Source organism: Clostridium sp. SHJSY1, from assembly GCF_031626875.1.
In the GTDB taxonomy this organism is placed as follows: domain Bacteria; phylum Bacillota; class Clostridia; order Clostridiales; family Clostridiaceae; genus Clostridium.
Genome location: NZ_JANDMF010000023.1, coordinates 39,891 through 52,000, shown reverse-complemented (window position 1 = coordinate 52,000; position 12,110 = coordinate 39,891). Strand labels below are relative to the sequence as shown.

Below are 12,110 nucleotides of genomic sequence, written 5' to 3'. Positions count from 1 at the left end.
TATAGTTAGGAATATTAATGAAGTTGGTTATTTTAAGTTTTGTAATTAAAATAAGAAATAATTAATAAAATTTAAAAATAAGGAGGTAGTTATATGGATCAAACAATTGCTGAAATATTAAGTTTTATAGAAGAAAATGATATTAAATTTATAAAGTTACAATTTTGTGATGTCTGTGGGGAGTTAAAAAGTATATCTATAATGTCATCTCAATTAGAGAGGGCATTTTTGCATGGAATAAGCTTTGATGCATCATCAATAAAAGGCTTTTTAAATATTGAAGAATCAGATTTGTTTTTGTTTCCAGATCCATCAACTTTAGCAATACTTCCTTGGAGACCACAAGAAGGAAGAGTTGCTAGATTTTTTTGTGATATAAAAACTCCAGATGGAGATATTTTTAAAGGTGATTGCAGAAATATACTTAAAAAAGCTGTACAAGATCTTTGGAATTTAGGATATACAACAAAAGTAGGTCCAGAATGTGAGTTTTATTTATTCAAAACTGATGATGAAGGTGATCCTATATTAGTTCCACATGATGGAGCAGGATATTTTGAAGTAGCACCTTTTGATAAAGGAGAAAATATCAGAAGAGAAATATGTTTAACTTTAGAGGAAATGGGAGTAACACCAGAAAGTTCACATCATGAATCTGGACCAGGACAAAATGAGATTGATTTTATGCATGATAATGCTTTAATTTCAGCAGATAACTTTATAACTTACAAGAATGTTATAAAAACAATAGCTAATCTAAATGGGTTACATGCTAGTTTTATGCCAAAACCTCTTTTAAATAAAAGTGGTTCAGGTCTTCACATTAATTTATCCATATCAAAGGAAGATAAGAATCTTTTCCACACAGATGGAGCTCATAACAAAGTTGCAGAAGGATTTATTGCTGGAGTAATGGATAGAATAAAAGAAATTACAGCAGTGCTTAATCCTACAGTTAATTCATATAAGAGATTTGGTTCTTTTGAGGCTCCTAAATATGTAACATGGTCACATAAAAATAGATCACAATTAATTAGGATACCAGCATCAAGAGGTGAATATAGCAGGATGGAACTTAGAAGTCCAGATAGTACTTGCAATCCATATATTGCATTTGCTCTTTTGATTTATGCAGGAATGGAAGGTATTAAAGAAGGAAAAGTACTACCAGAGGCAGTGGAAGGAAATCTTTACGGTGATATAGATAATATAGAGGTAGAAAAATTTGATAAATTACCTTCAAATCTTAATGAATCTCTTCATATAATGAAAAATAGTGAGTTTGTAAAAAAAGTTCTGGGAGATTTTGTTTATAATAAGTATTTAGCAATTAAATCTAAAGAATGGCAAGATTATGAAAGTAAATGTACAATTCATGATGAAATAAGTGAATGGGAGATAAATAATTATTTTTATAGGCTATAGTTAAAATTTTGAGTGTAGGAGGTGTTATATGGATAAAATACTATTAGTATGTAGCTCAGATAAGGGAACAAAGGTATATACTGAAAATTTAAAGAGTATGGGGTATGTCCATATTGACACTGAGGGTAATAGTGGATCAGCAAGAAGAAGATTAATTCATGAGGATTATAGTATAATAATAGTAGATACTCCTCTAAAAGATGAATTTGGCAGTGATTTTGCTGTTAAGTTATCAAGAAGTGGTAATAGTGGTATTATATTAGTGGTAAAGTCTGAGAATGCTGATCTGGTATCTGCTAAGGTTGAAGAGTATGGAATTTTTGTTATACCGAAACCTTTTACTAAATCAATTTTTCATCAAGGCGTAAAATTTGTTTTTACTTCATTAAAAAGGTTTAGTGTCCTTAGAAATGAAAAGAATAAATTAATGAAACAAGTAGAAGATATTAAGAAAATTGATAGAGCTAAATGTTTGCTCATTCAATATAATAATATGACAGAAGAAGAAGCACATAAATATTTGGAAAAACAAGCTATGGATGCTAGGTTGACTAGAAGGGAAGTAGCTGATAAAATAATAAATTATTTAGGAGTGTAGTTATGGAATTTACTAAGATGCATGGAATAGGTAATGATTATCTTTACTTTAATTGTATGGAAAAGGAATTGGAAAATCCTGAAGAATTAGCTATTAAATTAAGTGATAGACATTTTGGGGTAGGAGGAGATGGAATTATTTTAATTCTGCCTTCTAAAGTAGCTGATTTTAGAATGAGGATGTTTAATGCTGATGGTTCAGAAGGAAAGATGTGTGGAAATGGTGTTAGATGTATAGCTAAGTATGTCTATGATAAAGGACTTACTAATAAAGATGTTATAACACTAGAAACATTAGGTGGGATTAAAACACTTAAACTTTCTATTGAGGATAACAAAGTTAAACTTGTAGAAGTTAACATGGGAAAAGCAATCTTAAATTCTAAGGATATTCCAGTTTTATCTAATAAAGATATTATGATAAATGAAAAGATTAAAGTAGGTAATGAAGAGGCTCAAATAACTTGTGTGTCAATGGGAAATCCTCATTGTGTAGTATACATGGATAATATTGATGATTTAGAGATAGAAAAAATAGGTCCAAGATTTGAAAATCATTCTATGTTTCCAGAAAGAATTAATACAGAATTTATACAAGTTATTGATGAAAAAACTCTTAAAATGCGTGTATGGGAAAGAGGTAGTGGGGAAACGTATGCCTGTGGAACAGGTGCCTGTGCAGCAGTAGTAGCATCAGTACTAAATAAATATTGTAAGCTTGATGAAGAGGTTACAGTAAAACTTTTAGGGGGCGATTTAAAGATAAAGTATTTATCTAATGGCCTTGTTTATATGACTGGCCCAGCGGAATTTGTTTTTGAAGGAAGGATTTAATTAATTATGAATAAAAAGTATATTTTTGTAACTGGCGGTGTTGTATCAGGATTAGGAAAGGGTATTACAGCAGCTTCTTTGGGTAGATTATTAAAAAGTAGAGGATTAAAAGTAACAGCACAAAAATTTGATCCATACATTAATATTGACCCAGGAACTATGAGTCCTTTTCAACACGGTGAGGTGTTTGTAACAGATGATGGAGCAGAAACAGATTTAGATTTAGGGCATTATGAAAGATTTATAGATGAAAATCTTAATAAATATTCTAATATAACTACAGGTAAAGTTTATTGGAATGTTCTAAATAAAGAAAGAAAAGGGGATTATCTTGGAGAAACAGTTCAAGTTATTCCACATATTACAAATGAAATAAAGAATCAAGTATATTCAGTTGGAGATGTTACAGATAGTGATATAATAATAACTGAAATTGGAGGAACTGTAGGAGATATAGAATCGACACCATTCTTAGAGGCTATAAGACAAGTGTCTTTAGAAGTTGGTAGAGATAATTGTCTATTTATCCATGTTACACTAGTTCCTTATATTATGGGATCAGATGAATTAAAATCAAAGCCAACACAACATAGTGTTAAAGAATTACAAGGGCTTGGAATAAATCCAGATATAATTATTTGTAGATGTGATATACCTTTAAAAGATGATATAAAGAATAAAATAGCATTATTTTGTAATGTTAAAAGAGATTGTGTTATAGAAAATAGTACAGTTCCAGTACTTTATGAAGCTCCATTAATGCTTGAAAATAGTAATTTTTCAGAAATTGTTTGTAGAGAACTTGGTATAAAGAATACAAAATGTAAATTGGATGAATGGATTGCTTTAGTAGAAAAGATAAAAGAAGCTCAGTCAGAAATTAAGATTGGTATAATAGGAAAGTATGTACAGTTACATGATGCTTATATTTCAGTAGTTGAAAGTTTAAAGCATGCTGGATATGAAAATGGTATAAATGTTACAATAGAATGGATTGATAGTGAAGAAATAACTAAAGAAACAGTTAAGGATATATTAAAAGAATGCAAAGGTATCGTAGTACCTGGTGGATTTGGTAACAGAGGTGTAGAAGGTAAGATTGAAGCTGTTAAATATGCTAGAGAAAACAATTTACCTTTCCTTGGAATTTGCTTAGGAATGCAAGTTGCAGTTATAGAATATGGACGTAATGTTTTAGGATTTAAACATGCAAATTCTAGAGAATTTGATGAAATATCAAATTATCCTGTAATAGATTTAATGAATAATCAAATTGGGGTTAAATCTAAAGGTGGAACAATGCGTTTAGGAGCATATCCATGTAAAATAGATAAAGATAGTAGATTATTTGAACTTTATGGTGAAGAACTTATACAAGAAAGACATAGACATAGATTTGAATTTAATAATGAATACAGACAACAATACATAGAAAATGGCTTAACACTAAGTGGAATTTCTCCAGATGGAAGACTTGTTGAGGCGGTAGAGTTAAAAGATCATAAATTCTTTGTAGGTGTTCAATATCACCCAGAGTTTTTATCCCGTCCTAACAGACCACACCCACTATTTGTTGGATTAGTAAAAGCTGCAAAGGAGGAGTAAAATTGTTAAAAGTTAATAAAAATTTTTTAGAATTAGAAAATAGTTATCTATTTTCAAACATAGCTCAAAAGGTAAACCAATTTAAAGAAAGCAATCCTGATAAAAAGGTAATATCATTAGGAATTGGAGATGTAGTACTTCCTTTAAGTGCACCTGTAATTGCAGGTCTTGAAGAAGGTGTTAAAGACATGGCATCAATAGAAACTTTTAAAGGATATGGACCAGAACAAGGATATGCATTTTTAAGAGAAGTGCTTCAAGATTACTATAAAGAATTTTCAGTTGATTTAGATGCAAATGAAATTTTTGTAAGTGATGGAGCAAAAAGTGATTTAGGAAATATACTAGATATATTTGCACAAGATAATATAGTATTAATACCAGATCCAGTTTATCCAGCATATGTGGATACAAATGTTATGGGAGGAAGAAAGATTATTTATATGGATAGTAATATAAATAATAATTTCTTAGCTTTACCAGATTATAATGTTAAGGCTGATCTTATTTATATTTGTTCACCAAATAATCCAACTGGAGCTGTATATAATAGAGAACAATTGACTAAATGGGTAGAGTATGCAAAGGAAATGAATGCAGTAATTTTATTTGATGCAGCATATGAGTCTTTTATTAGCAGTGATGATATTCCTCATAGTATTTATGAAATTCCAGGAGCTAAAGAATGTGCAATAGAAATATGTTCTTTATCAAAGACAGCTGGATTTACAGGATTAAGATGTGGATATACAGTTGTTCCTATGGATTTAAAATGTGAGGATGTTCAATTAAACAAACTTTGGCTTAGAAGACAAACTACAAAGTTTAATGGAGTTCCTTATGTGGTACAAAAGGCAGCAGCAGGAGTATTTACTAAAGAAGGTAGAGCAAAGTGTAAAGAAGTAATAGATAGTTATAAGAGTAATGCCAAAATACTTGGAAAAACTCTAAAGGAACTTGGAATTACCTATATTGGTGGGGAGAATTCTCCATATATATGGTTAAAATGTCCAAATAATATGTCATCTTGGGATTTCTTTGATTTATTATTAGAAAAAGCTAATATAGTTGGAACTCCAGGAGTTGGATTTGGAAATAATGGTGAAGGATACTTCCGTCTTAGTTGTTTTGCTTTAAGAGAAAATGTTGAAGAAGCAGCTGAAAGATTAAAAAAATTGAAATTTAATTAGATATCAAAAAAAGTTGGAAAACATAAAGTTTTTCAACTTTTTTTATTTTAAAGTTTTATTTTAAATAAATTAGAATATATATAGTAAAGTAAAATGACTTAAGATTATAAACAAGATGGAGGAAATTTACTATGGGTATAATAGAAGGTATAAAAAAAGGAAGTAGAGAAGCAATTGTAGGACAACTAGGTAAGATTTTAGAAAAGAATCCAGAGAAAAATGTAGACAAGTTATTTTCTGTAGCTAAGAAATTATCAAAAGATGAAGATAGCAAAATGGCAATAAAAAACATAGAAGATTATTACAATGAGATTCCAACAGTTAAAGAAGAGATACAAGATATATTACTAAATACTAATTCCAATTGCCTTCAAAAATTTTTTAAAAATTTCCTTGCAGATGCTATTTGGAATGGTGTTGAAATGAGACAAAAGTGGATGGATAGAGAGGATACAAAAATTCCGTTTGTAATTTTACTTAGTCCTTCCATGAGATGTAATTTAAGATGTTCAGGATGTTATGCAGCAGATTATCCAAAAGATCAAGGATTGTCTTTTGAACAAGTAGATAAAATAGTTGGAGAAGCAAGAGAACTGGGAATACACTATATGGTTGTATTAGGAGGAGAACCTTTCTTTGTTGACTATATGTATAAGATTTATGAAAAATATAGTGATGTGATGTTTACTCCTTTTACAAATGGAACGTTATTTAATGATGAAATAGCAGAAAAACTCTGTAAACTTGGAAATGTTATGCCTATGTTTTCATTAGAAGGCTTTGAAAAGGAAACAGATGCTAGAAGAGGTAAAGGTGTATTTGATAAAGTAATGAATGGAATGGACCTTTTAAAGAGCAGAGGAATTCCATTTGGAGTATCATCAGCTACTACAACTCATAATATGGATATTGTAACATCTGACAAGTTTATTGATATGCTAATTGAAAAAGGTGCTAGAATGAGTTGGTATTTTATTTATATGCCAGTTGGAGAAAAACCAGATATAGAAGTTATGTTAAAACCAGAACAAAGAATAGAACTTGGAAGAAAAGTTAGGAACATAAGGGTGACAAAACCATACTTTGCAATAGATTTCTTTAATGATGCTCCATATGTTGGGGGATGTATAGCAGGAAAGTTTTATTGTCACATTAACTCAAATGGAGATGTAGAACCTTGTATATTTGCACATATAGCAACTGATAATGTAAAAGAAAAAAACTTAATAGATGTGTTTAGAGGTGGATTATTTAAGGAATTAAGGATGAGACAACCATATAATAAGAATATGCTAAGACCATGTATGATGATTGATAATCCTAATGTGATAAGAGAAGTAGCCAAAAAGGTAAATGCTCATCCTACAGATAAAAGTGCAGAAGCTATGCTAAATAATGAGGAATTTCAAGAAAAATTAAATAACTTGGCAGAAGAATTTAAGCCATATGCAGATGAAGCATGGAAACAGGATTTTGACTCTAAAGGTAATGATGAATTCTCTAAAGGTTAGGAAAATTATATAGACTAAAATTGTTTTAGTTTTAAAAGAGCTATCTCCAAAATAGAAGTAATTTCTATAGAGAGGGCTCTTTTGTCGATAAAATTACTTTTATAATTTAATATTTTAGGTTAAACTATAAATATACCCCTATGGGTATATTTAGGAGGCATAGATATGGATGGAGATAATAATAAAGAGATATTAAATAGATTAAAAAGAATTGAAGGCCAAGTAAAAGGAATTCAAAAGATGGTAGAAAAGGATGTTTGTTGCAAAGATATATTAGTTCAGGTGTCAGCTATAAGATCAGCTATAAATAAAGTTGGAGCAATCATGATTGAAAATTATGCTTGCAATTGTCTTTCTTTAGGAGAAGATTTTGAAGGAGAAGAACAACTTAAGGAACTTATGAAAACAATAAATACATTTATTAAGTGATTTAAAATCGGTTTGAAAGTAAAAAATTGTAATCTTGTTTTTGGCTTTGTCACAATGAATACGTGCTCTTTATAAAAGGAAAGTAGTGTACATTCTACTTTCCTTTTAATATTTTAAGTTCTTTTAATTGTCTAGTTATAGTAGATACAAAAATAATTCCTAAAACCAAAGTTCCAGAACTAGAGAGTGTGTTTATAGCAAGTTCTAATGCTTTGGGAATGTTTCCAGTAATAACTTCATACATAGTGTTATACATTCCAGCCCCTGGAACCAAAGGTATAAGACAGCATATTACTAAAGTAGTTACAGGAGTTTTTAATATTCGTGCAAAGATTTCTGAATATATACTAAAAAAAATAGATGAAATAAACAAAGAGAATATATCAGAAAATCCAAGTCTAAGACCTAAAGTATAAAAGAACCAGCTTACACCTCCACCTAAAGAAGCAAATAAGAGTTTCTTACCTTTTATATTGAATATAATTCCAAATCCCATTGAAGCGATAACTGAAAATAAAGTTTCTATAATCATATAGTAGAACCTCCTAAGGTATTAATCCAAAAACTAAGTATAGCACCAGTGCCAACAGCAATTGAAATAGCTATTAAAAAAGCTTCTGAGGCCTTGGTTATTCCAGATAAATAATCTCCAGCTATAGTATCTCTTATAGCATTGGTAATGATTAAACCAGGAACTAATAGCATAATTGCACCTATTATGGTCTTATCTATATGGCTTGCAATTCCAAGTGAGAATAATATTATAGCAAAAAAGGCTGAAATGCCACCGCCTATGGAGTTAATGAAAAATTCATTTACAGATAATTTTTCAAATTCATTGGTAATTATTTTAACTATTAAACCAACTAATGTAGCTGAGATTAAATCTTTTATATCTCCACCAAAAAGATATGAAAATGCACCTGCAGCAATAGCAGAAAAAATTAGGGTAGTTGTTGTTGAATATCTATCTCCTGCATTAACTTTAAGGAGAGAGTTATAAAAATCATCAAGATTGGTGTTTTTTTGAAGTGATCTTGATAAATTATTAATTAAATCTATTTTATTAAGGTCAACCCCTCTAGAAGTGACTCTTTTAATTAATGATAAGGTCTCATTATTATTAGAAATAGAAACCATTATACCAGTGGGAGTAACAAAACTGTCTGCAGTTTCTACACCAAAGGATAAACAAATTCTGCAGATAGTTTCTTCTACCCTATAGGTTTCTGCACCACTCTCTAACATAATTTTACCTGCAAAGGTAGCAACCTTTAGAAGCTTATTCAAATCCATAAAAACTTCCTACTTTCTAAACAAATTCTTTATGTATTATAGCACAAGTAAATTATATATAACATAAAAATTAGTTGATAAAAGTAATAATTAACCTTATAATTGATTAAAAAGAGTAATTGGGGTGACAGTATAAAATGAATTTTGACAATGTATCAAAAGTAGATAAAGAAATCTACGAATTAATGGAAAAAGAATTAAAACGACAACAAAATGGAATTGAACTAATAGCATCAGAAAACTTTACTAGTGAAGCTGTTATGGAAGCTATGGGATCTCATTTAACTAATAAATATGCAGAAGGATATCCAGGTAAAAGATATTATGGTGGTTGTCACGTAGTTGATGAAGTGGAAGAAATAGCAAGAAATAGAGCTAAAGAACTTTTTGGAGGAGAACACGCAAATGTACAACCTCATTCAGGTTCACAAGCTAATATGGCAGTATACTTTACAATATTAAATCCAGGAGATACTGTTCTTGGAATGGATTTAAGCCATGGTGGACATTTAACTCATGGTTCACCAGTTAACTTTTCAGGAAAGTTATTCAATTTCGTCTCATATGGAGTAGATAAGGAAACAGAGGTTATAGATTATGATAATGTTAGGAAGCTTGCTTTAGAGCATAAGCCAAAGCTTATAGTAGCTGGTGCTAGTGCATATTCTAGAACTATTGATTTTGCAAAGTTTAAAGAGATTGCTGATGAAGTAGGAGCATATTTTATGGTTGATATGGCACATATAGCTGGTCTTGTAGCAGCTGGAGTACATCCATCACCAGTTCCATATGCAGATTTTGTAACAACTACAACTCATAAGACTTTAAGAGGTCCTAGAGGTGGATTAATAATATGTAAAGAAAAGTTTGCTAAAGATTTAGATAAAAATATATTTCCTGGAATGCAAGGTGGACCTTTAATGCATGTAATTGCAGGAAAAGCTGTTTGCTTAAAAGAAGCTTTAGAGCCAAATTTTAAAGAATATATGACTCAAGTAGTTAAGAATTGTAAAGTACTTGGTGAAGAATTAACTAAAAAAGGATTTAAGCTTGTATCAGGAGGAACTGATAATCACTTAATTCTTGTTGACTTAAACAATAAAGATATAACAGGGAAAGAAGCAGAAAATTTACTTGATTCAATAGGTGTAACTTTAAATAAAAATACAGTTCCAAATGAAACTAGAAGTCCATTTGTTACATCTGGAGTTAGAATAGGTACAGCAGCTGTAACTACAAGAGGATTTAAAGAAGATGATATGAAAGTTGTAGCAGAGATAATAGATGAAGCTATTAAAAACAAAGATGAAAATTTAGATGGATTAAGAGCCAAAGTTGTAGAACTTTGTGCAAAACATCCTTTATATTAGAAATTCTAAGGCTATTATAGAACTAATAAAAAATTAGATCTATAATAGCCCATTTTATTAAATGTATATATACTTTTGTAATTATCACATATTGTATCTCAATAGGTAAATTTAAGAAAATGTTTTCAGAATTAAATGCTAACTTTTACAGAGGTAATTTCTCTTCCATGTCCAGGATAAAATAATTTTAAATTTAATAATTCAATTTTTTTTATGCTTTTTCTTAACATGTCAATGTCTTCTGCTATAAAGGTTTCAGAAGGATATATATAATTCATAAAAATATCACCACCTATTAATTCATTGTTATTTATAAGTACACCAATGGATCCTTTAGTATGTCCAGGCAAATGAATTATAGTTGCATTAATACCAAATTCTTCAAGAGGTTGTCCATCATTTAAAAATAAATCAGGCTCAAATTCATCAACAGATGTATTTTTGAAATGTCTTAGAGATATAATTTTAAAAACAGTGCCTAGTAAGGAATTTGAATAAATATCATTAATACAATTATTTTTAGATAATTTATAATCATCAGCGTGCATTGCAATTTTTGCATTAAAATGTTTAGCTAAAAAAGCAGCATTACTTATATGATCAATGTGACCATGAGTTAAAATTATTAGGATTATATTGTAATTTTTAAGTCTTTCTAACAGATAGTTTCTATATTTTTCTCTTGCTGTATCTATTAAAATGGCAAAATTATTACCTTCTATTAAATAACAATTTACATTACCACAAGGAATAGTAATTATTTTATACAATAAGTCCACCACCTATCTTAAGTATTTGTTTTAGTATAGCACTAATATGAATAAAATTCAATAATTGTAAAATAAAGTAAAGTATTTTAAGTTAAGAAAAATCTTATGATATAATTTATTATGAGGTGAAAAAATGAAATATATAGATTTACACTGTGATACAGCTGGTAGAATTTTATATGAAAATCAAGAATTAAATAGAAATGATTTTCAAGTTGATTTAGGCAAACTTAAAAAAGGAAATTGTTTAGCACAAACTTTTGCTTTTTTTATAGACTCAGAAAATACAAAAAATGTTTTTGGTGAATTTGAATTAATGTATAACAAATTTAAAGTAGAGATCAATAAAAATAAAGAGTATATAGAACTAGTTACTAATATAAATGAGCTTAAAATAGTAGAGGCAAAGGGAAAGATAGGAGCATTTTTATCCATCGAGGAAGGAGCAGTTTTAGGAAATGATATTAAAAATGTAAAAAAGGTCTATGATAAAGGTATAAGGATTATAACTCTTACATGGAATTATAAAAATAAAATAGGGTCACCTAATTATATGTATAGATACAAAGACAAAGGATTAAGTGATTTAGGTATAGAAATGGTTAAGGAAATGGAGAAGGTAGGGATTATTCCAGATGCATCTCATCTTTCTGATGGAGGATTTTATGATTTAATACGAATCTGTAAGAAACCATTTTTAGCTACACATTCAAATAGTAGAAAAGTGACAGAACATCCAAGAAACTTAACAGATGATATGATTAAACTTTTAGCTGATAAAGGGGGGGTTCTAGGAATAAATTTTTGTTCTGATTTCTTAGGGCAAAATGAAATATCATCAGTAGAAGATATGATATTTCATATCAAGCATATTAAAAATGTGGGGGGAATAGATGTTATTTCATTAGGAAGTGATTTTGATGGGATAAAAAATAAAGTTGAAATAAATGATGCATCTCAATTTAATAAGTTGGAATTAGCTCTTAGAAAAGAAAGGTTTAAAGAAGAAGAAATAGAAAAAATATATTACAAAAATGCATTAAGGTTGTTTAAGGAAAATTTAAAATAAGGAAAAGGACATAA

12 protein-coding genes are annotated in these 12,110 nt (G+C 29.3%); 9 read left to right on the top strand and 3 right to left on the bottom strand.

Translation table 11 applies throughout. From position 1 onward, the window contains the following. Window positions 1-93: 93 nt before the first annotated feature. The 7 genes from glnA to NNC19_RS11830 all read left to right on the top strand — a co-directional run bounded on the left by glnA (window position 94) and on the right by NNC19_RS11830 (window position 7,591). A complete protein-coding gene (gene glnA, locus NNC19_RS11860; protein WP_310938869.1) occupies window positions 94-1,425 on the top strand; it encodes a type I glutamate--ammonia ligase in 1,332 nt (443 codons plus the stop codon). A 28-nt stretch (window positions 1,426-1,453) separates the two neighbouring features. Next, the gene (locus NNC19_RS11855) at window positions 1,454-2,023 is read left to right on the top strand and encodes an ANTAR domain-containing protein (protein ID WP_310938868.1); all 570 of its coding nucleotides are present in this window, start codon (window positions 1,454-1,456) and stop codon (window positions 2,021-2,023) included. Between the two features lie 2 nt (window positions 2,024-2,025). Further along, a complete protein-coding gene (gene dapF, locus NNC19_RS11850) occupies window positions 2,026-2,856 on the top strand; it encodes a diaminopimelate epimerase (protein ID WP_310938867.1) in 831 nt (276 codons plus the stop codon). 6 nt (window positions 2,857-2,862) lie between these two features. After that, window positions 2,863-4,461, top strand: a complete 1,599-nt coding sequence (locus tag NNC19_RS11845; RefSeq protein WP_310938866.1) for a CTP synthase — start codon at window positions 2,863-2,865, stop codon at window positions 4,459-4,461. A gap of 2 nt (window positions 4,462-4,463) precedes the next feature. After that, window positions 4,464-5,651 (top strand): LL-diaminopimelate aminotransferase, encoded by a 1,188-nt coding sequence (locus NNC19_RS11840; protein ID WP_310938865.1) that lies wholly within the window; start codon window positions 4,464-4,466, stop codon window positions 5,649-5,651. A 131-nt stretch (window positions 5,652-5,782) separates the two neighbouring features. Beyond that, window positions 5,783-7,162 (top strand): radical SAM protein, encoded by a 1,380-nt coding sequence (locus tag NNC19_RS11835; RefSeq protein WP_310938864.1) that lies wholly within the window; start codon window positions 5,783-5,785, stop codon window positions 7,160-7,162. Window positions 7,163-7,327: 165 nt separating this feature from the next. Then, the gene (locus tag NNC19_RS11830; protein ID WP_310938863.1) at window positions 7,328-7,591 is read left to right on the top strand and encodes a metal-sensitive transcriptional regulator; all 264 of its coding nucleotides are present in this window, start codon (window positions 7,328-7,330) and stop codon (window positions 7,589-7,591) included. Between the two features lie 94 nt (window positions 7,592-7,685). Here the strand turns inward: NNC19_RS11830 and NNC19_RS11825 are convergent, their stop codons facing one another. Beyond that, a complete protein-coding gene (locus NNC19_RS11825) occupies window positions 7,686-8,123 on the bottom strand; it encodes a threonine/serine exporter family protein (RefSeq protein WP_310938862.1) in 438 nt (145 codons plus the stop codon). Then, window positions 8,120-8,887, bottom strand: coding sequence for a threonine/serine exporter family protein (locus NNC19_RS11820; RefSeq protein WP_310938861.1), 768 nt, complete (start codon window positions 8,885-8,887; stop codon window positions 8,120-8,122). Before NNC19_RS11820 ends, NNC19_RS11825 begins: the two co-directional genes overlap by 4 nt. 137 nt (window positions 8,888-9,024) lie before the next feature. On the opposite strand from NNC19_RS11820, the gene glyA reads away from it, so the two are divergent. Continuing rightward, the gene (gene glyA / locus NNC19_RS11815) at window positions 9,025-10,257 is read left to right on the top strand and encodes a serine hydroxymethyltransferase (protein WP_310938860.1); all 1,233 of its coding nucleotides are present in this window, start codon (window positions 9,025-9,027) and stop codon (window positions 10,255-10,257) included. Window positions 10,258-10,388: 131 nt separating this feature from the next. On the opposite strand, the gene NNC19_RS11810 is transcribed toward glyA, so the two are convergent. Then, complete coding sequence (locus NNC19_RS11810; protein ID WP_310938859.1) at window positions 10,389-11,027, bottom strand: MBL fold metallo-hydrolase; 639 nt, start codon at window positions 11,025-11,027, stop codon at window positions 10,389-10,391. A gap of 133 nt (window positions 11,028-11,160) precedes the next feature. On the opposite strand from NNC19_RS11810, the gene NNC19_RS11805 reads away from it, so the two are divergent. Then, on the top strand, window positions 11,161-12,096 hold the full coding sequence (locus tag NNC19_RS11805) for a dipeptidase (protein WP_310938858.1): 936 nt from the start codon (window positions 11,161-11,163) through the stop codon (window positions 12,094-12,096). Window positions 12,097-12,110: the final 14 nt, after the last annotated feature.

What these genes read in the sequence shown, in the direction of transcription:
- glyA (WP_310938860.1), top strand. Translation starts at nt 9,025, where the DNA reads ATGAATTTTGACAATGTATCAAAAGTAGATAAAGAAATCTACGAATTA.
- NNC19_RS11830 (WP_310938863.1), top strand. Translation starts at nt 7,328, where the DNA reads ATGGATGGAGATAATAATAAAGAGATATTAAATAGATTAAAAAGAATT.
- dapF (WP_310938867.1), top strand. Translation starts at nt 2,026, where the DNA reads ATGGAATTTACTAAGATGCATGGAATAGGTAATGATTATCTTTACTTT.
- NNC19_RS11820 (WP_310938861.1), bottom strand. Translation starts at nt 8,887, where the DNA reads ATGGATTTGAATAAGCTTCTAAAGGTTGCTACCTTTGCAGGTAAAATT.
- glnA (WP_310938869.1), top strand. Translation starts at nt 94, where the DNA reads ATGGATCAAACAATTGCTGAAATATTAAGTTTTATAGAAGAAAATGAT.
- NNC19_RS11835 (WP_310938864.1), top strand. Translation starts at nt 5,783, where the DNA reads ATGGGTATAATAGAAGGTATAAAAAAAGGAAGTAGAGAAGCAATTGTA.
- NNC19_RS11825 (WP_310938862.1), bottom strand. Translation starts at nt 8,123, where the DNA reads ATGATTATAGAAACTTTATTTTCAGTTATCGCTTCAATGGGATTTGGA.
- NNC19_RS11845 (WP_310938866.1), top strand. Translation starts at nt 2,863, where the DNA reads ATGAATAAAAAGTATATTTTTGTAACTGGCGGTGTTGTATCAGGATTA.
- NNC19_RS11855 (WP_310938868.1), top strand. Translation starts at nt 1,454, where the DNA reads ATGGATAAAATACTATTAGTATGTAGCTCAGATAAGGGAACAAAGGTA.
- NNC19_RS11805 (WP_310938858.1), top strand. Translation starts at nt 11,161, where the DNA reads ATGAAATATATAGATTTACACTGTGATACAGCTGGTAGAATTTTATAT.